This is a genomic window from Pseudoalteromonas sp. (assembly GCF_041613455.1).
GTDB lineage: Bacteria > Pseudomonadota > Gammaproteobacteria > Enterobacterales > Alteromonadaceae > Pseudoalteromonas.
In genome coordinates this window covers 1-19,414 of the sequence record NZ_JBFJHD010000044.1, presented here as the reverse complement: position 1 = coordinate 19,414, position 19,414 = coordinate 1, and the positions used below count along the sequence as shown (strand labels likewise).

The following is a 19,414-nucleotide window of genomic DNA, read 5'->3' as shown; positions in this document are numbered from 1 at the left end:
CGTCTCAGCGTTAACCGCAGCGTTCACAGCCAGCGGCGCTGGCATGAATAAATCTCAACCACGCAGTAAATTAACAGAAGAATATGTATTTAAAACAAGGCTGTGCTATATTTTAACGATTCATAATAGTTAACATAAGGTATCCCAATGTCCGCAGAGGAAGCGCAATCCAAACTCAATCCACCGGTGTTTTACACAGCCTCCGCACTGATTATTATACTGGTGCTATTTACCGCATTAGTCCCTCAATCTGCCGAAAGCGCCTTTAACGCATTACAAGCCATTATTGTTGTTAATGCCAGTTGGTTTTATGTACTGACGGTGGCGATCATTTTAATCACCGTGATGTTTTTAGGCCTGTCACGCTATGGCAACATCAAATTAGGGCCCGATCATTCTACGCCCGACTATAACCATATCAGCTGGTTTTCCATGTTGTTTAGTGCCGGAATGGGCATTGGCTTGATGTTTTTTGGCGTGGCAGAGCCCGTTATGCACTACATGAGCCCGCCCGTAGGCGATGCCGCCACGGTGGACGCCGCTCGTGAAGCAATGAAAATCACCTTCTTTCACTGGGGTCTGCATGCATGGGCTATTTATGCCATTGTGGCGTTAATTTTAGCTTTTTTTAGCTACCGTCATGGGTTACCGCTTACTTTACGCTCGGCGCTTTATCCGCTGATTGGCGACAAGATTTACGGCCCAATTGGCCATGCGGTCGATATCTTTGCCGTTATCGGCACCGTGTTTGGTGTTGCAACGTCATTAGGGTACGGGGTGCTACAAGTTAATTCAGGGTTAAATTACCTATTTGACGTACCGGTTGGCATTATTACCCAAGTGATTTTAATTATCGCCGTTACCCTGCTTGCGGTGATCTCTGTTACCACCGGGCTTGATAAAGGCATTCGTCGCTTGTCTGAATTAAATATGGGCTTGGCGGTATTGATGTTGCTGTTTGTATTAATACTTGGCCCAACCGTGTATTTGCTGCAAGCCTTTGTACAAAATGTCGGCGCTTATGCCTCCGATATTGTCGGTAACACCTTTAATTTATTTGCCTATGAAAAAACCGATTGGCTTGGCGGCTGGACCATCCTTTATTGGGGCTGGTGGATGTCGTGGGCGCCGTTTGTTGGGCTATTTATTGCCCGTGTTTCTCGCGGCCGCACCATTCGTGAGTTTGTTATGGGGGTATTATTTATTCCCACCGGTTTTACCTTAATGTGGATGACCTTTTTTGGTAACTCTGCCATCGATTTAATTATGAACCAAGGGGTGAGCAGTTTAGGCGCAGCAGTCTCTCAAGATGTGGCTATTTCGATCTTTGCCTTTTTAGAAAATTTCCCCATGTCGGGGGTATTATCCTTTGTGGCTACCTGTATGGTGATCGTGTTTTTTGTTACCTCATCAGACTCAGGCTCCATGGTGGTGGATATGCTGTGCTCTAACGGTAAAGACAATACCCCTATGTGGCAACGGATTTACTGGGCCGGCGGTGAAGGTGTGGTTGCCGCAGTGCTCCTTATGGTAGGTGGTTTAGGCGCCTTACAAACCATGACCATTGCCAGCGCACTGCCATTTGCAGTGATATTGCTCATTGCCACCTATGGGTTAATCAAGGCGCTGCGGATTGATATTGCCAAACGCGAAAGTTTGCAAATGAATATTGCCCCTATCGCCCCAACCTTACCCGGTGGCGAAGGCGCAAGTTGGCAAGAGCGACTCAATAATATTGTCGACTTCCCCAATAAAGCCAATGTAAATCGCTTTGTAAAATCCATTGCCTTACCCGCAATGCAAAGCGTGGCCAAAGAGCTGAAAACACATAACCTCAATATTCAACTCGATACCGACAACCTCGAACGTGGTCAGGCGAGTTTAAAAGTGTTATTAGGCGAAGAAATCGACTTTTTATACGAAGTGAAACGCCGCTCCTATGAAAAACCCGCTTACACCTTAGAAGATGAAGACGACGATGACAGTGAAAACCATTATTATCGCGCTGAAATCCATTTACGTGAAGGCGGACAAGATTACGATGTAATGGGCTGGTCTAAAGAGGCGGTGATCAACGATATTATCGATCAATATCACAAGCACATGCACTTTTTACATACCCTTCGCTAAGCTGACATACTCAACAGCAAGCAGCGTTAGTTGCTTGCTGTTACCCTGTGTTCGCAGTTATTCCTATGCGATCCGTCCCGCCTGTCACGACACGCTTAAATTACCTAACAGCTGTGTAATTGTTACTTAGCAATCAATTATTCACGGCAACAGCAACTTACAAGTCATTAATTTTAAAAATAATTTTAAAAAATAAAAGCTGGAACTGACCTTGCTATAGTTAATTACTGATTAACTTTTGCTGAGAATAGCGATGGAAATAGATATACAGTGGCACGACATTGTCGATAACTTGATCCACCTAGGAATTGCTTATTTACTGGCCTTACCGATGGCCTACGACAGAGAGCGCAACCACGACGGTGCAGGACTAAGAACCTTTCCGCTCGTGGCGGTAGCCTCCTGTGGCTATGCGTTGATTGCATTGTCGGTGCTCGACTCATCCGAGGCGCAATCAAAAATGCTACAAGGCATTATTACCGGCATCGGCTTTATCGGTGGCGGGGCTATTTTAAAAAATGATAAGACAATTTCTGGTACCGCGACCGCGGCGAGTATTTGGAATATGGGCTTAATTGGTATTGCCGTGGCGTATAGTCGCTACGAAATTGCTATTTTACTGGCCATAATTAACTTTATAACGCTGAGGTACATTAAAAGGTTTAAATAGCCTGCTGTGTTGCAAATTAAAAATAAAAAAGGCGCCATTACAGCGCCTTACCTTAAAGTATGTGTGCTTAAAACATATCTTTATAGGGATTTGTTGTATTAAAGGTAATTGCTTGCTCAAAACCCGGTAGCTGAATGCTGTGCTTATCAATAACAATATCGTTGTCGTCAATTAAGCCATCACCAAAACGGTACACCAGCTCATACTGACCAAGATCAGCAAGCGCTTTATAGCTATGTTGCGCCGCTGTTACGGCTGTATTTTTAGCAGCGTAATCTGTCATCACCGCATCACCGTGGCGTTTGCTTAACATTTGCAGCGTTACTTTTGCAGAAAGTACGGTGGCTGTTGCATTATTGCCGCCAAAGCCTTTAGAGTTAATAAACGCAATATCCATATCACCACAGTCATAGTGATGGTTACGTATATCTAAATGCTCGGCGTAAACATCCTCTGCGACTTTATCAATGGTGGTAATACCCGGCATGATATTGTGGCTAAATACGCCTAACGCAATTGCCAACTGATCACCACTGGCTGGGGCAATAGTATGACCCACATACGCTTTAGGCGCGGTTACTTTCCAGTTATCTATAGCAAATGTTTGCGCAACTTTATGGTAAATAAGCGATTCAGTAACGCGGTTTTGTGGCGTACTTGAGCCGTGGGCAAGTATAAAGCTACGCTGTTGTAATGCGTCTTCGCCTAATAAACTGGCCGCCAAAGCAGCTGACTTAGCCATGGTAATGTAGTTACCCGGCCCCGGTGAAGTTATCGACTTTTTAATACCATCGGCATTCACAAATACATCCGGCACTGAGCCCATTATATCGGCCCCCAGCTCAAGCGCTAAGGCATCATCCATTAATATCGCTACTTGTGCGCCTTCACCTAAGGTAAAGCCACAGTTTTCGCCAAACGGGCGACTGCTATTACGGTAATTAGGCTCTTCATCGGCGCTTAAATTATCTAAACGACGCAAACCTTCTACGTTGGCCAATGCGCTCATATTACCAAAGCCTTCAACAACCTCTGGGGTTATTGCACATTCAACACTGGCTACAATTGCCACCCGGGTACGCCCAGCTTGAATGTCGTTAACCGCCGCGCGTAAGTTGTATAAAAATGTGGCACAGGCGCCTGAGGTAGAAAACGTAGTGCCGACATTACCGGTCACATAGGCGTTAATGAAGTCGGTTGACATGGTATTTAAACCCAGTGCTAATTGTTTCGTACTAACGCGGTCGCCTTGTTGACGCGCTTTCACTAAGCCGCCTAAGCCTTTGTCGTCCATTTGGCCAATCACCGAGGCTGAATAGGTACCAATTTTATCTGGTTCGACGCTATTCATTATATGCTGCCAGTCAAGTCCGGTGGATTTAATCGCATCGGTTGCTGCAAAAATAGTGGCTTGTAGGCCGCGCGGCTGGTAGCGACTGTTATACATAGTAGACGGATCAAAGCCGCTGGGTAACTGCCCTGCCGATTTAATGTTGTTATCGCGGGTAGAGTGATGCTTAACTTCAATATCCGCCGCAATGGTCACTTTCACGCGCTTTTTATCAAGCTCTTCTACTTGCCAATTAGCCGGCAGCGGCTGCGGTAAATCACGGCTGCGTGCTTCAAACACAATAGCGTTGTCGTTCGACATGCTCAGGGTCATTTTTTGCTGCCAAGGGGTCGCATCGGGATCAAAATGTTCTTTTTCGATTTTACGGATCAACGTACCGGCAATGATTTGTTCACCAAAACGTGCTTCTATGTCGCTTTGCTCAACAGTGTTGCCTTGTGCGTCTTGTAGCTGGCCATCAACCACACTGACTAAGTTCATTAATGTGGCTAAACCTAAAAAGGTTTCTTGGCGCGCTGCTGGCGTTAAACTATCTAACACAATTCGGCGATAACCTTGATGAAAAGACGTACGGCCAGCGGCATTAATGCCCCCCATGCCAACGATAACGGGTAATGCTGTCATAATTTACCTTGAAAAAACGAGTTACGTTACAATATGACCCCAGTTTAAATGGATAACGTGCCACACATTGTGCTTTAATAGCCAAATATTAAGCATAAAAGGCCAAAAATAACTGGTCGGAGCATTAGAAAGATGGAAATACAGCCACTCACTGCTTTAAATATTGCCATAGCGGTGTACCCGCATTTGCTGATCACCAGCTTAACCCTGCCAATAGAAATGCTCAGAGCAGGTGAAGCGTATGCCAAAGGGCATAACGATAAACAGCGCTTTAGGCCATTGACGATTAATTTAGTGGCCAAAAACAACGCTGCAATTAGCTCTCAAGCGGGCTTAGCCATAGTGCCCGATTGCACGCCTAGCAACACCCCCTACAGCGATTTAATTATAGTACCGGGTATTTGGCGCAACCCGCGTCCCGTGGTGCGCACCAATCACACACTGGTTGAGTGGTTGCATAGCAGCTTTCATCAAGGCAGTCATATTATTGGCGTAGGCACGGGCAATTGCTTAGTCGCAGAAGCGGGGTTACTCAATGGTCACCCCGCAACCACCCATTGGCATTACGCTAAGCAATTTAGTCGCGACTACCCGCAGGTGCAGTTAAAACCCGACTTTTTTATTACCCAATCAGAGCGCCTTTATACCGTTGCCAGCCTCAACGCGCTGGCCGATGTAATTGTGCATATTATTAGCCAATATTACGGTAAAGCGGCGGCGCAGCATGTCGAGCGCAACTTTTCGCACGAAATACGTAAACCCTACGAAGAGCAACGCTATCTTGAAGGCGCTGTTGACCGCCACCCAGATGAGCTAATTGCTCAGGTGCAGTTTTGGCTCAAAAATAACTTAGCGGCAGAGCTGACATTACAGCAAGTCGCCGCCCAGTTTAGTTTAAGTTATCGCACTTTCACTCGGCGCTTTCGCTTAGCAACCAATCAAAGTCCCATTGAGTATTGGCAGCAACTGCGCGTAGAAGGCGCGAAAGAATTATTGGCTTCTTCCAATTTATCTATTCAAGAGGTGGCATTAGAGGTCGGTTATAACGATCAGGGGCATTTAACTCGCGTATTTAAAAAAGTACTCAGCCAAACCCCCAGTGAATACCGTAAAGTGGTAAGAAAAAAGCTCTTTGGCTAACTACTTTCTACTTTTTACGGGCAAAAAAACGCCACTCATAGGTGGCGTTCCGCTTCTTCACGGTTTTTGCGGTAATAGCGTTTTGAATAACTTTTTACTTTGCTATGCACGCCTTTACTTAAGCTTTTAAACTTAGCTTCAAGCACATCAACACCGTATAAAATACCCACCACTAACACCGAAAGTTTAATCGCCGCGCCTAAATTCTCGGTGGCTATCATCACCCCAATGGACGCCAACACCCAAATAGTGGCCGCTGAGGTAACCCCCACCACCGCGCCATCTTTGGCAAGCATGACCCCCGCACCTAAAAAGCCGATACCGGTAATAATTTGCCCCACTACACGGGAATGATCAATCACATCGCCTTGTAAATTAAACGCAGTCGATAAAAATAAATAAGTACCTAGGGTGATCAATGCCGAAGTACGAATACCCACCGGTTTGCCACGTAGTTGACGCTCTATGCCGATAATGGCACCACAAAAAGCCGCCGTACCAATGGCTGCCCATGAGTAAGGCGCCACATCAAATAAATCGGGTAAAAACACGCACTGTCCTCGTTGCTGTACTGTTAAATTATTTATTACGTGGCTATTGGGTTTGCAATCGCCACTGCTGTTCGTAAGCGTTGGCTGCCAAATGCCGACATTTTACTAAAGTCACTGCGCGCAATCGGCACGTACTGGCAATCTATTGCTAATTGGCTGTCGCTGCCAGGTTCGCAAAATGGATCGTGTACGTACACACAATGCGCGTCTAAATGGGTAACACACACCCAATGCGGTGCTTTTTTACCATCAAAACGGTAGGTGCTGATCAGTAACAGCACGCTAAAGTCTTGTTTTAACCAGTGTTCAATTTGCTCAAGCTCAACATCTTGGTAGCTAAGGGCAATATTGGCTGCGTTGATCCCTGCTAAAAACTGCTGATGCACTGTGGCTAACACCTGCTTTTTGTTTTCACTGCGCACACCGTCTAAAAACAGCGGCTCACGAGTATTAACCACCACCTCGGCGTGAAAGCCGCGTTTATGCGCCGCCAGTGCCAAGCCAAACGGATGACAGCCGCCATGCCCTGAGGTCATAAAAATGGTAGTGCCTTCACGCCACAGCGATAACTCATGTGACTGCGTCAGTGCTGTGCTTGGCGCAAGCGAGCCCATTGCCATTAGCAAGGCCGCAGGACCACAGGTAAACTCGGTGGTTTGCTGATACCAAGGCGTTAACCGTGCCACTTTCATCTCGCTGTTTTTACGAATGTTTTTTTGCATTCGCAGCGCATCACTGTGGTCGTCGTAATAGTCGCTGTACTGACCAAATACGCGATAACCTAAGCGTTCATACAAACCAATGGCCGCGCTATTATTAACCGCCACTTCTAAGCGTAAATAAATACGACCACGTTCCGCAGTGGCGGCCTCTAATGCATTAAGCAGTGTTTTTGCAATGCCCTTACCTTGTAGGGTTGGCAATACCGCCAGCGAATACAGCCGCGCCAAACGCGTGCCCTTATGGCACCACACTAAACCATAGCCTACTAACTGCTGGTTTTGCTCAGCCACCAATAAAATAGCGTGCTTAGCAGTGAGCCAACGCTTTAAACTGCGCGGGCTGAGCTTATCGTGGCTAAAACAGCTGTTTTCAACCTTGATTAACGCCGCTAAATCACTCGCCAGTGCTTGGCGTACCAGCGGCGGTGCATCGTCATTGCTAACGCTGTTGTGTATGCTGGCTGTAGCCATTAACCACGGCCCCTGGCTTCTAAGCGCTGTTTAAATTCTTCCATAATAATCATGTACAGTTCATCGCCTAAATAGCCGTCTTCTACTTTATGATCAATACTGGGGTTGTCGTTCACTTCAAGCACATATGCACGCCCTTGGTGTTCTTTTACATCCACCCCATACAAGCCCTTACCCACCGTTTTACACGCTTTTAAAGCGGCGTCTAATACTGCTTTTGGTAATTCAAAGGTCGGTAAGGTTTCAAAACCACCGGAGAAAAAGCGTTTTGCATCGTGGTTATAAATTTGCCAATGGTTACGCGCCATTAAATACCGACAGGCATAAATTGCACGGCCATTAAGCACCCCTACTCGCCAATCGTATTCGGTGTATAGGTATTCTTGCGCCAATACTAACGCGCTAAATTCAAATAGCTCGGTTAACTTAGCGGTAAGCTCCGCGCGATTGGTTACTTTAAACACCCCTTTAGAAAACGACCCTTCTGGCATTTTTAACACCAGTGGATAGGTAAAAGCACTTTCTAATTGTGCAATAGTGTCTGGGGTTTGATCCGCCACCACTAGCGTTTTTAAACTGGGCACCTTTTGGTAATTAAACGCATCGTGTAAATACACCTTATTACAACAGCGTAAAATAGACTCTGCATCGTCAATCACCACTAAGCCTAAGCTTTGCGCTTTACTGGCAAGGCGATACGTTGGGTGGTCAATAGCGGTGGTTTGGCGAATAAATAACGCATCAAACTGGGCAATATTGTCTATTTCGTCAAAGCTCAGGGCTTGCGCATGAATACCGTGCTTTGCCGCGGCTTTAATGAATTTCGCAATCGCATCTTTGTCACTCGGTGGCACTTTTTCTTGGTGATCCACCAAAATAGCCATATCCCAACGAAAACGACGCTGCACCGCAGCAATACGCCATTGTGTTTGAGTAAAGTCATTGAGTTTTGCCACAAACTCCTGGTATTGCTGCTCATCTAACGATGACAATGACCCTTGTTGCAATAAGCCTTGGCTATCAACAAATAGTATTGGCGCTGGGTATTGTTTAAATACCGATAAAGCGGCTTTAGCTTGTGCTTCCTTGTGTGCATGCCCAAAGTACACCGCGCCATCTATTTGCGCTGCGTTTAACAGCGGTGCTTGGCCGCTACGCAGTGCATTAATTGTTTTTACGCTGGGTAGTACTTGGTGTTTACGTGCTTCGGCGAGTAATGAGCAATAATAGCCTTTGCTCAAGTATTGACTTGAATCACATAAATTTATAATACGGGTTTTCGGTTCATCACGTTTTGGGTAATCACGTAGATAGGTGTTAAACGTAATCACATTTTCAAATGATTGAGCAAGTGTTTGCTCGTTGTTATCAACCACAATTAAGGTTTTAAACACGACTTTTCCTAATTAAGTCAAATATAAAATAAGTATAGCGTGATTATTATTTTCGCTACTTTAAACACAATAAACTCTAAAAATAGAAAACACCCATCTAACTAAGTGGAGCATTGCGCGAGTCACTTAATCAGATGGGTGCTTTAACGTGTACCTACTGTATACGTTAGCGCTTAAATTGCTTAAGCGACATTGGCTTTATAAGCCGTTTTAATAAAACTAACAAACGAGATATTTTTAGCGTGAAGATAAAAATTACTGATGATAACCATCAGCAGCAACGTGCAGCTGCTTACAGCGCTAATACAGGGGCTAAATAACACAACATAGAGGTTCTATATTGTTGTTTTTAATCGGTTATTTATAATAAAACGAGTAACTGAGACAAGTAACGACAAAGCAGCTACTTTTAACAAAATGGGGATTAACATTGCTTTGTGTTATTTGCGCTTTAAAATAGTGCAAAACCGAATTAATCATGAGCCTGAATAATGACATTACCTGCTTGCCCACAATGCCAATGCGACTATGTATACGCCGACCAAACATTGCTTATTTGCCCGCAATGCGCTTATGAGTGGAACCCCGCGCTGCTTGCTGAAGACACCCTTATGGTTAAAGACGCTAACGGCACTTTGCTCGCTGATGGCGATAAAGTAACTGTGGCTAAAGATTTAAAAATTAAAGGCAGCTCGCAAGTGATAAAAATTGGCACCAAAGCACAGATCCGCCGCGTGCTAGATAAAAAAGACCACCAGCTCGACTGTAAAGTAGATGGCATAGGTGAAATGATGGTGACGGCGAAGTTTGTGAAAAAAGCCTAAGCAGTTCCTAGCCGCAAGGCGCTGCGTTTATTTGGGCTAGGTACATACATCACAGCAAATTAGCAGTTATAAAATCTTTTCAATCTCATAGTGCTGTTTTATATCTCCGAGCGTGAGGCAAATTTCATCATCAATTTGTTTACCTACTAATTGCTTTCCAAGTGGCGCGCCGGGTGTAACCACTTGAATTGTAGTGCCTTTAATGTCTACGGTTAATCCGCCGGCGCTTGGACCTAAGTAAAACCACTTTTGCTCGCCATGTTCATCAGCTAAACAAATCAATGCCCCTACAGCGGCGCTGTTAGGCTGGGCTTTCTCGTTAAAAACCGCTGCAAATAGCTCTATGTCTTTGTAGCATTCGTTAACCCGTTGGGCATGTCCCTGCGCTAAATAAGCAGCTTCAAGCCCTAAAGTGTCGTATTGCGTTTCTGCAATGCTTTCTTCGTGGGTGGCGGTATCGTGCGCTGTTTTAGCGGCTACTTTGGCCGTATTTAACTGCGCTTCTAAGGCAAAGCGAAGGTGTTCGATAACATGGGCTTTATTCATCACGTAACTACATTGGCTGTAAAAATATGCCGCGCAGTTTAACACTGTAACGGGGGCTAAACGCAACCGTTTAGCCCCTAGCAAAGTGTTTTATCCGTGCAAGTGGTTAAGGCATATCCATCAAAGCTTGCGTTTTTGCATCAACTGTCACTTGGTAGTTTGCAGCGCTAAGCCCTAACAACTGCGGCAAGGTGGCGGCAATACAAATAGATGAAAACGTCCCCACAACAATGCCACTAAATAATGCGATAGAAAATCCTTGCAGCGGTGCCCCTGCCAATAACCACACACTGGCAACGGTAGCAAGTGTGGTCCCTGAGGTAATTAAGGTACGGGTTAAGGTGCTTTTAATCGCACTATTTATAATGCTATCTACGCACACGCTGCTATTGGTTTTTATGCGCAATAACTCGCGCACTCTATCACCGACAATAATCGAATCATTTAGTGAGTAACCAATAATAGCTAATAAGCTGGCCAATACGGTGAGGTTAAATTCCAGTTGTAATAACGAGAACAAGCCCAGTACCAAAATTAAATCGTGTATCAACGCAATCACTGAGCCAACAGCTAATCGCCATTCAAAACGAATAGCTAGGTAAATCATCACTGTGATCATCGCGGCAAACAGCGCCAAACACCCTTGTTCAAATAGCTCATCGCCCACTTGCGAACCAATATAGGCTGACGACAGTACCAGTGCATTAATAGTGTCGTTTTCGCTGATCGCGGTTTGCCAATCGGCTGCTGCCGTTGTCGCTGGCTGGTTGGCATTAGGCGCTTCTGTTAATTGAAAATGGTTATTGCCCAGTGCAGTTAACACAAAGTCACCATCATGATTTTTAGCAATAAACGCTTCAAGCCTTTTCAGCTCTACCGGTTGACTGGTACTAAATTCGGTTAAATAACCGCCGCTAAAATCAAGACCCAAATTGAGTCCTTTGTCAGCTAGGGTGAACATAGACAGCACCACCAATAGCGCACTCAAAATTAAGCCACTGTAACGCATACGGGTACCATTCTCGGCTGTAAAAAAATAATTAAGCATCTGCATTTACCCCGCCTTTTTTACCAAATTTTAAATATAATCCCTGACTCAATACTTTCGACACATACACCCCGGTAAACATACTGGTAATGATCCCTAATGCTAAGGTAATAGCAAACCCCTTAACTGGACCATAACCAATACCATACAAGATAACCGCGGTGATCATGGTGGTAATATTGGCATCAAAAATGGTGCTAAATGCTTGTTTATAGCCTTGCTCAATGGCTTGATAAGGTGCGCGCCCTTTGCGACGCTCTTCTTTTATGCGCTCAAAAATAATCACATTAGTATCGACTGCCATACCTATAGTGAGCACTAATCCGGCAATGCCTGGCAGGGTTAATACCACGCCGGGTAACAGTGACATTAATCCCACTAACGAGGTTAAATTTAATATTAGCGCCACATTGGCAATCAGCCCTAACTGGCGGTACCACATCGCCATAAAGGCAAGCGTGAGGCTCATGCCAAGCATTAATGCCGCTAAGCCATTATGAATATTTTCGCTGCCTAAACTGGGGCCTATGGTTTGTTCGTGCACTATGGTTACCGGCGCCGTTAACGACCCCGCACGCAATAACAACGCTAAATCGGCCGCGGCTTGCGGGCTTTGCATATTGGTAATACTAAAGCGCGAACTCAAATGCTGGCTAATATTAGCGACATTAATCACTTTACTGGTTTTAACCACCTCGCCTTGCGCATTTTGTGCGTACTCTGAATACACCGTCGCCATAGGTTTGCCTATATTGGCTTTAGAAAAGGCCGACATCGCATCCCCACCTTGGCTATCTAGGCTTAATTGCACCAAAGGCTTACTCCACTCATCGCGCCCAGCATGCGCATTAATAATATGCTCGCCGGTAAAAATAGGCAGCGGATCAAGCTTAATCGTACCGCCCGATTGTAGGGTAAAGCTTTGCCCTCCCTCGGGCTTTAATTGGTAAAAGCCCAGTGACGCGGTAGCACCAATAATACGCTTTGCTGCAGCGGGATCTTGTACGCCTGGCAACTCAATACGAATTCGATTGCTGCCTTGGCGCTGAGTCACCGCTTCGGTGATCCCCAGCTCTTCAATCCGTGAACGCAAGGTAGTGAGTGTTTGCCCCATCACCTCTTTATCAAACGCACTGCGACCTTGGCTTGAATAATTAACCTGCACCACATTTAAGTTCCCCTTGCTGCTTTTTGTCATTGCAAGGTTGCTAAAACGGTTGCTTAATTCGGCTACTACAGCATTGAGTCTGTCACTGGCACTGGGTAATGCGTTTACTTCAAAGCCATGCTGGTTTTGCAACGCTTTAACACCATACGCTTTTTGTTTAATAATAATCGCTTTGGCTTGATGATACGCATTGGTTAATTGCTCATCGACCGCTTTATCTAGGTCTACATCGAGCACAAATAGCACGCCGCCATTTAAATCGAGCCCCAACTTTATGGGTGACAGGCCAAAATTTTGTAGCCATAACGGGCTGGTAGACTGCTCGTTAATTTTAACTACTACATTAGGGTTTTTTGCCTTAATTGCCGCTTGTGCCAGCGCACTTTTGGTCGGCTCGGCGAGTAATATATTAATCGATGACTGTTTATTAATAACTTGATCAACCGTTAAGCCTTGCGCGTTTAAAAACGATACCACGGCTTGAGTACTCGGTAAGGTTTGCATCTGGTTGTGCGGCGCGGCACTTATTTGCAACCATGACTGGTTAGGGTATAAATTGGGTAACGCGCTGATCGCTAGTAATAGCAGCACCAACATCATGGCTAAGCTACTTAATTTAAAGTTAGCTAACGCCTGCAGCGCACTGGGCATTTTTTTTGTAGTTAACATAGGTATTCCTTAATCTCACTAGGGTGAGTCAGTGCTGTGTACGTATACAAAACAGCATTAATCTGTCGGCAATGCGCTTGCGCATAACCAGTAAAATTAACTAAGGAATATTAAGCGTGGTAGCTGGTAACGGCGGTATATAATAAATTAGCGTCTTTCCAACCGCTTACACGTAATTTTTTACGATTAAAAGGCAACGCATACCAAGGGGGCTCATTATTTACCGCCTTAGGTTGCAAGTACAACTGCTTGGCAAGTGTGGTGGTAAAAAACTCAAAAATAACATCGTATTCAGGTTCTTTTTCTGCACAATGCAAAGCGTTAGCGGCCTGCCCCGCCGCTCTGCGCGGCTGCAGCGATTCAAATTGTAGCACTTTGAGTTGTTTGTGATGCTCCCCCGGTGCTGCTTTAGCCTGTAACGGCGTGTTGAGCATATCAGAGGAAAATACCGCATGGGAGTGCGTGCTGTGAATACTGCTTAAATCGTCATTAACCGGCGCAGCCTGACCTTGCACACAAAAAAGTGCGGCAAAGAGTAACAATACGGTTAACATAGGACGAAATTTAAACATTATTTTAATATCTAAAAGCGGCAGATTACTAGTATATAAGGCCGGCAATTTAAAATACAATGGTTTGATACTATTAAATCCTTATGCTGCATTAAACGTGCTGCCATAGCCCGTTATTTTAACACCGAGACACGCAATGCGCTCCAGACAAAGCTCAATTAAACGCCCCGATGCCATGAACCTGCGCCAAACTATTGCCACACTTTGGCCTTATATAAAGCAATTTAAAGGCCGCGTGATAATTGCCGTATTAGCCCTGATTGGCGCAAAAGGGGCAACCTTATTAATGCCGTGGGCGCTAAAAGAAATTATTGATAGCGTGGATAAGTCTATTAACCCGATAGTGTTTATTCCCACCTTGTTATTAATTACCTATGGCGCACTGCGTTTTGCCAGTGTGTTTTTAGGCGAAGTGCGTGATGCGGTGTTTTCGCGGGTAACCGAGCATGCCATGCGAGACATCGGCTTAAAAGTGTTTAAGCACTTGCATGCACTGGAGCTGGCGTTTCATTTAGACCGCCAAACCGGTGGCATCAGTCGCGACATCGAGCGCGGCACCAGCGGCTTAAGTTTTTTAATGCGCTTTTTAATGTTTAATATTGTGCCTACCTTGTTTGAAATACTCACCGTGGCGGTTATTTTTGGTACGCTGTTTTCTATCTGGTTCGCTCTCATTACCGTGTGTGCCGTCGCGCTGTATATCACCTTTACGGTCGTGGTCACGCAGTGGCGTAATCGCTTTATTCGCGCCGCGAATGCCGCCGATAACTTAACCAATACCCGCGCTATCGACAGCCTACTTAATTATGAAACAGTAAAATACTTTAATAATGAACAGTTCGAAGCAAACACCTATGATGGCTTTTTAGCGAATTGGGAAAGTGCACGGCTCAAAAACCGCCTGTCGTTATTAGCGCTTAACTCCGGCCAAGCACTGATTATTGCCTGCGCCATTACCGCTTTAATGTGGCTCGCGGCACGCGAGGTGGTCACCGGAGCCCTAACTATTGGTGAGCTGGTAATGATCAATGCGTACATGATCCAACTCTTTTTACCACTGAACTTTTTAGGCTTTGTGTATCGCGAAATTAAACGCGCCCTCACCGATCTGGAAAACATGCTTGGGTTACTTAATAAAAAACCCGCCATTAATGATGCACCCAATGCACAGCCATTAAACGCAACACAGGGTAAAATCGACTTTAATAATGTCAGCTTTAGCTATCATGCCGAGCGCCCCATTGTTAAAAATATCAGTTTTACGGTAGCGCCGGGCACAAAGGTGGCCATTGTTGGCGCCAGTGGCGCCGGTAAAAGCTCACTGGCACGGCTATTATATCGCTTTTACGAGGTGACAGCGGGCACTATTACTATTGATAACCAAGCGATAGACCAAGTAACCTTACACAGTTTACGTCAAGCAATCGCCATCGTGCCGCAAGATACGGTTTTATTTAATACCAGCATTCGCAAAAATATTGCTTATGGTAGGCCTACTGCCAGCGACGCTGAAATAGACGCCGCTATTGCTATGGCGCATTTATCCCCCTTTATAGCGAGTTTAGCAAAAGGCGATCAAACCTTAGTGGGTGAGCGCGGCTTAAAAGTATCCGGCGGCGAAAAACAACGCATAGCGATTGCTCGTGCCATCTTAAAACGCTCGCCAATAATAATTTTTGATGAAGCCACTTCGGCGCTCGACTCCCATGCCGAGCAAGCAATTTTAGCGGCCATGCGCGACGTCGCTAGCAGCCACACCAGCCTAGTAATTGCCCACCGGCTGTCTACAATCACCGATGCCGATAACATAGTGGTACTCAAAGCCGGTGAAATTATAGAGCAAGGAAAGCACCATGAGTTACTGGCGTTAGCCGGTGAATATGCACAAATGTGGCAGTTACAGCAAAAACAGGCAAAAAACAGCTAAAATGGCCACTATATAGGTACATTTATCGGCTATGACAGTGATTCACCTCAAATGGATTGTTTGCTAGGCTAATATCCATAACAATCGAGAATGGACAATTTTGTAATAACAACAATAACTAATTAATTGAATTAATAAGGGATGCAAATGAAAAAGAGTTTAATTGCAGCGGCGCTCGCTGCCACATTTATTAGCGGCTGCTCTGAGCCACAAACAACAAAAACTGAGCAAGTAGCGGCCGTTGCTGAAAAACCACAAGCTACAGAGCAAGCCGAATTAGGCACATTTGGTGTTGATTTATCGGCCCGCAATGAAGCCGTTAAACCCGGCGATGACTTCTTTATGTATGCCAGCGGCACATGGTACGACAACTATCAGATGCCCGCGGATAAAACCCGCTACGGCGCCTTTTCAGCATTAGCTGAGCGCAGTGAAGAGCGCGTGAAAAGCATTATTGAAGACATCGCGTCGCGCGACGATTTAACCGCCGAAGAGCAGCTCGTAGCTGACTTTTACAATGCATACATGGATACCGATACCCTTAATAAATTAGGCATTGCACCCATTAAGCCGCTGCTGAACGACATTAACGCGGTTTCATCAACCGACGATTTAGCAAAACTATTTGGCCAAGCATGGTTAACCGGCGTAAAAACCCCTATCGGCGGTGGTATGTGGTTTAACCGCTTAGATCCAAATAAATATGAAATGTCGTTAGGCGCAGGCGGCTTAGGCTTACCCGATCGCTCTTACTATTTAGAAGATAATGAGCGCTTTGTAAAAACTCGTACCGAATATGTTGCGCATATTGCCGACATGCTTAAATTTGCCGGTGTTGAAAACGCCACTGAGCGCGCACAAGCAATTTTAGCGTTAGAAACCAACATTGCACAGGGCCATTGGCCGCGTGAAAAGCGTCGTAACCGTGATCTTACCTTAAATCAAATTGAACGCGATGAGTTAAGCAAAGAGTACTCAGGTTTTAACTGGGATGTATACTTTGCGCAAACAGGTTATAAAGTCCCGCAATTAAATGTGTCGCAGCCTGAGCCTGTTAAAGCTATGATTGAATTGATCAATCAAGAAGATTTAAAGGTCTGGAAAGACTATCTAACTTACCACGCGATTAATGGTAATGCAGGCTTACTGTCTGAAGATGTTTTTAACACTCGCTTTGCTTTTTATGGCAAAGAGCTCAATGGCCAACAGCAGCCACGTCCACGTTGGAAGCGTGCTATTAGCGAAATGTCGGGTACCACCTCATTAGGCTTCGCGATTGGTAAAATTTACGTCGCACGCTACTTTCCAGAATCATCAAAGCAACAAATGTCAGAGCTGGTTGAAAATTTACGTACCGCCCTTGGCGAACGCATCGATAACCTAGATTGGATGGGTGAGGAAACCAAAGTCAATGCACGAGCGAAATTAGCGGCATTTGTACCTAAAATTGGTTACCCTGATGAATGGCAAAGCTATGACGGTTTAACCATTAGCAAACACGACTTAATGGCGAACGTAAAAAATCTGCGTGAATTTTTCCAAGCTGAAAGCGTGGCCAAAGAGCTGCAAAAAACCGACCGTAATCGCTGGGGCATGACGCCGCAACGCGTTAACGCTTATTACAATAGCTCGTTTAACGAAATTGTGTTCCCTGCCGCCATTTTGCAGCCGCCATTTTTCGATCCCAATGCCGATGCTGCCGTTAACTATGGTGGTATTGGTGCGGTGATTGGCCACGAAATGGGCCATGGCTTTGATGACCAAGGATCAAAGTCTGATGCCAATGGCATTCAACGTAATTGGTGGACCGATGAAGACCGCGCGGCATTTGATGCTAAAGCCGACCAACTAGCTGCTCAGTACAGTCAGTATGAGCCGATCCCGGGTAACTTTGTAAATGGCCGTAACAGCTTAGGTGAAAATATTGGCGATGTAGGCGGATTAGCAATGGCCTATCACGCTTATAAACTTAGCCTTAACGGTAAAGAAGCCCCTGTAATTGACGGTGTTACCGGCGATCAGCGTTTCTTCCTGGCTTGGGCACAGGTATGGAAAGAAAAGCGCACCGAGCAAAGCATGCTTAACCAACTGCGTGGTGGCACCCATGCACCGGGGCGCTTTAGAGCACAAGCGCCACGCAACCACGACGCATGGTACAAAGCCTTTGACGTAAAACCCGGTGATGCTTTGTATCTACCTGAAGAGCAACGCGTACGTATTTGGTAATACATCACTCAATCACCGTTAACGATAACCCGCCATGGCGGGTTATTTTTTTGCTGCAGCCTTTGCCAGCAGCTTAGCTTTAGGCTCGCTACGGAAATTTTCGCTGCATTAATCTGTTTTAATAGTTACTAGCCCTGCCCTGCATTTACCTTTAAACTATGCCCCTGAAAACTATTTAATACTTATATTTAAAGGCGAAACGCAGATGGGAAGAGCTTACCAAAACAAAAAAGATTCAATGGCTAAAACTGCGGGTGCTAAAACTAAAGTTTACTCAAAGTACGGTAAAGAAATATATATTTGTGCAAAAAATGGCGGTGTTGATCCCGATGGTAATTTAGCATTACGTCGTTTAATTGAACGCGCTAAAAAAGACCAAGTTCCGGCCCATGTAATTGAACGTGCCATCGACAAAGCCAAAGGCGGCGGCGGTGAAGACTACGTAGCCACCCGTTACGAAGGCTACGGCCCGGGTAACTGTATGATTATTGTTGACTGTTTAACCGACAATAACAAGCGTACATTTGCTGATGTACGTGTGTGTTTTACCAAGGCCAATGCTAAAATTGGTGCACAAAATTCGGTATCACATTTATTTGATCACCTTGCCATTTTTGTGTTTGATGGCGATGACGACGAAGCCGTGCTAGAAGCGCTAATGATGGCCGATGTTGATGTTACCGACGTAGAAGTTGAAGACGGCAAAGTCACCGTATTTGCCCCTCACACAGAGTACAACAATACCCGCACGGCACTTGAAGAAATGGGTATTACAGAATTTGACGAAGACTTAATCTCGTTTGTACCCCAAGTGTCAGCGCCGATTGAAGGCGAAGATGTAGAAGTGATGGAACGCTTTTTAGCCATGCTTGAAGATTGCGACGACGTTCAAAACGTGTACCACAATGCCGAGTTTTAAGCGCAAATAACACGCGTGTTTAAAGGCCAACTTAGTTGGCCTTTTTGTTTTTTGTAAAATGGATTAGTAAATTTTGAATACCCTAGAACAACTTCGTGCGGGTGCTTTAAGCGGCGCTCGGCACTTACAATTAGTAGAAAACCTCACTGATTTTCCAGAGGAAATTTTTAGCCTTGCCGATACCCTTGAAGTGCTTGATTTATCAAATAACCAGTTAAGCGAGTTACCGGCTGACTTTGCCCGGCTGACAAAATTAAAACGGCTGTTTCTATCGTTTAATCAGTTTAAGCATATTCCTGCTGTGTTAGCCCAGTGCCCCGCACTGATTATGATTGCGTTTAAAGGCAATCAAATTAGTGACTTTGCTGAGCATAGCTTGCCGCTCACAACACAGTGGTTAATTTTAACCGACAACCGTATTGAGCAATTACCGCAGTCATTTGGCGAGCTTAAGCAGCTGCG

Annotated in this window: 16 protein-coding genes; 8 read left to right on the top strand and 8 right to left on the bottom strand. The window is 45.3% G+C overall.

Translation table 11 applies throughout. The features are described 5' to 3' along the window. Positions 1-147 precede the first annotated feature (147 nt). On the top strand, positions 148-2,130 hold the full coding sequence (locus ABYB02_RS06690; protein WP_372761687.1) for a BCCT family transporter: 1,983 nt from the start codon (positions 148-150) through the stop codon (positions 2,128-2,130). 253 nt (positions 2,131-2,383) lie between these two features. After that, entirely contained in the window at positions 2,384-2,800 is a 417-nt protein-coding gene (locus ABYB02_RS06685) for an MgtC/SapB family protein (RefSeq protein ID WP_372761686.1), read from the top strand. 67 nt (positions 2,801-2,867) lie between these two features. On the opposite strand, the gene ABYB02_RS06680 is transcribed toward ABYB02_RS06685, so the two are convergent. Then, complete coding sequence (locus ABYB02_RS06680; protein WP_372761685.1) at positions 2,868-4,775, bottom strand: beta-ketoacyl synthase; 1,908 nt, start codon at positions 4,773-4,775, stop codon at positions 2,868-2,870. 132 nt (positions 4,776-4,907) lie between these two features. Here ABYB02_RS06680 and ABYB02_RS06675 point away from each other — a divergent pair, with 132 nt between their 5' ends. Next, positions 4,908-5,915: a GlxA family transcriptional regulator gene (locus tag ABYB02_RS06675; RefSeq protein WP_372761684.1), complete on the top strand. Its 1,008-nt coding sequence runs from the start codon at positions 4,908-4,910 to the stop codon at positions 5,913-5,915. Between the two features lie 35 nt (positions 5,916-5,950). Here ABYB02_RS06675 and ABYB02_RS06670 read toward each other — a convergent pair whose 3' ends face one another. From ABYB02_RS06670 to ABYB02_RS06660, 3 genes are read right to left on the bottom strand one after another with little or no spacing between them, the layout of a single operon-like run. Next, positions 5,951-6,466, bottom strand: coding sequence for an MgtC/SapB family protein (locus tag ABYB02_RS06670; protein ID WP_372761683.1), 516 nt, complete (start codon positions 6,464-6,466; stop codon positions 5,951-5,953). A 35-nt stretch (positions 6,467-6,501) separates the two neighbouring features. Further along, complete coding sequence (locus ABYB02_RS06665) at positions 6,502-7,659, bottom strand: GNAT family N-acetyltransferase/peptidase C39 family protein (RefSeq protein WP_372761682.1); 1,158 nt, start codon at positions 7,657-7,659, stop codon at positions 6,502-6,504. Beyond that, positions 7,659-9,053 carry a RimK family protein gene (locus ABYB02_RS06660; protein WP_372761681.1) on the bottom strand — a complete coding sequence of 465 codons (1,395 nt, stop codon included), beginning with the start codon at positions 9,051-9,053 and terminating at the stop codon, positions 7,659-7,661. The genes ABYB02_RS06665 and ABYB02_RS06660 overlap by 1 nt, the downstream gene beginning before the upstream one ends. 491 nt (positions 9,054-9,544) lie before the next feature. Here ABYB02_RS06660 and ABYB02_RS06655 point away from each other — a divergent pair, with 491 nt between their 5' ends. Next, positions 9,545-9,877 (top strand): zinc ribbon domain-containing protein YjdM, encoded by a 333-nt coding sequence (locus ABYB02_RS06655; RefSeq protein ID WP_372761680.1) that lies wholly within the window; start codon positions 9,545-9,547, stop codon positions 9,875-9,877. Positions 9,878-9,943: 66 nt separating this feature from the next. Here the strand turns inward: ABYB02_RS06655 and ABYB02_RS06650 are convergent, their stop codons facing one another. The 4 genes from ABYB02_RS06650 to ABYB02_RS06635 form a co-directional block, all read right to left on the bottom strand. After that, on the bottom strand, positions 9,944-10,423 hold the full coding sequence (locus tag ABYB02_RS06650) for a transcription elongation factor GreAB (protein WP_372761679.1): 480 nt from the start codon (positions 10,421-10,423) through the stop codon (positions 9,944-9,946). Positions 10,424-10,529: 106 nt separating this feature from the next. Beyond that, positions 10,530-11,471 carry a protein translocase subunit SecF gene (gene secF / locus ABYB02_RS06645; RefSeq protein ID WP_372761688.1) on the bottom strand — a complete coding sequence of 314 codons (942 nt, stop codon included), beginning with the start codon at positions 11,469-11,471 and terminating at the stop codon, positions 10,530-10,532. Then, a complete protein-coding gene (secD, locus tag ABYB02_RS06640; RefSeq protein ID WP_372761678.1) occupies positions 11,464-13,308 on the bottom strand; it encodes a protein translocase subunit SecD in 1,845 nt (614 codons plus the stop codon). The genes secF and secD overlap by 8 nt, the downstream gene beginning before the upstream one ends. A 110-nt stretch (positions 13,309-13,418) precedes the next feature. Beyond that, positions 13,419-13,880 (bottom strand): hypothetical protein, encoded by a 462-nt coding sequence (locus tag ABYB02_RS06635; protein WP_372761677.1) that lies wholly within the window; start codon positions 13,878-13,880, stop codon positions 13,419-13,421. Positions 13,881-14,016: 136 nt separating this feature from the next. Between ABYB02_RS06635 and ABYB02_RS06630 the strand changes: the two genes are divergently transcribed. From ABYB02_RS06630 to ABYB02_RS06615, 4 genes are all read left to right on the top strand, one after another. Continuing rightward, positions 14,017-15,807, top strand: a complete 1,791-nt coding sequence (locus ABYB02_RS06630; protein ID WP_372761676.1) for an ABC transporter ATP-binding protein/permease — start codon at positions 14,017-14,019, stop codon at positions 15,805-15,807. 147 nt (positions 15,808-15,954) lie between these two features. Next, entirely contained in the window at positions 15,955-18,033 is a 2,079-nt protein-coding gene (locus ABYB02_RS06625; protein ID WP_372761675.1) for a M13 family metallopeptidase, read from the top strand. A 205-nt stretch (positions 18,034-18,238) separates the two neighbouring features. Next, complete coding sequence (locus ABYB02_RS06620) at positions 18,239-18,952, top strand: YebC/PmpR family DNA-binding transcriptional regulator (RefSeq protein WP_372761674.1); 714 nt, start codon at positions 18,239-18,241, stop codon at positions 18,950-18,952. Between the two features lie 73 nt (positions 18,953-19,025). Further along, positions 19,026-19,414: leucine-rich repeat domain-containing protein (locus ABYB02_RS06615; protein WP_372761673.1), on the top strand; the 389-nt coding region annotated here is incomplete at its 3' end.

What these genes read in the sequence shown, in the direction of transcription:
- ABYB02_RS06690 (WP_372761687.1), top strand. Translation starts at nt 148, where the DNA reads ATGTCCGCAGAGGAAGCGCAATCCAAACTCAATCCACCGGTGTTTTAC.
- ABYB02_RS06685 (WP_372761686.1), top strand. Translation starts at nt 2,384, where the DNA reads ATGGAAATAGATATACAGTGGCACGACATTGTCGATAACTTGATCCAC.
- ABYB02_RS06680 (WP_372761685.1), bottom strand. Translation starts at nt 4,775, where the DNA reads ATGACAGCATTACCCGTTATCGTTGGCATGGGGGGCATTAATGCCGCT.
- ABYB02_RS06675 (WP_372761684.1), top strand. Translation starts at nt 4,908, where the DNA reads ATGGAAATACAGCCACTCACTGCTTTAAATATTGCCATAGCGGTGTAC.
- ABYB02_RS06665 (WP_372761682.1), bottom strand. Translation starts at nt 7,659, where the DNA reads ATGGCTACAGCCAGCATACACAACAGCGTTAGCAATGACGATGCACCG.
- ABYB02_RS06655 (WP_372761680.1), top strand. Translation starts at nt 9,545, where the DNA reads ATGACATTACCTGCTTGCCCACAATGCCAATGCGACTATGTATACGCC.
- ABYB02_RS06650 (WP_372761679.1), bottom strand. Translation starts at nt 10,423, where the DNA reads ATGAATAAAGCCCATGTTATCGAACACCTTCGCTTTGCCTTAGAAGCG.
- secF (WP_372761688.1), bottom strand. Translation starts at nt 11,471, where the DNA reads ATGCTTAATTATTTTTTTACAGCCGAGAATGGTACCCGTATGCGTTAC.
- secD (WP_372761678.1), bottom strand. Translation starts at nt 13,308, where the DNA reads ATGTTAACTACAAAAAAAATGCCCAGTGCGCTGCAGGCGTTAGCTAAC.
- ABYB02_RS06635 (WP_372761677.1), bottom strand. Translation starts at nt 13,880, where the DNA reads ATGTTTAAATTTCGTCCTATGTTAACCGTATTGTTACTCTTTGCCGCA.
- ABYB02_RS06630 (WP_372761676.1), top strand. Translation starts at nt 14,017, where the DNA reads ATGCGCTCCAGACAAAGCTCAATTAAACGCCCCGATGCCATGAACCTG.
- ABYB02_RS06625 (WP_372761675.1), top strand. Translation starts at nt 15,955, where the DNA reads ATGAAAAAGAGTTTAATTGCAGCGGCGCTCGCTGCCACATTTATTAGC.
- ABYB02_RS06620 (WP_372761674.1), top strand. Translation starts at nt 18,239, where the DNA reads ATGGGAAGAGCTTACCAAAACAAAAAAGATTCAATGGCTAAAACTGCG.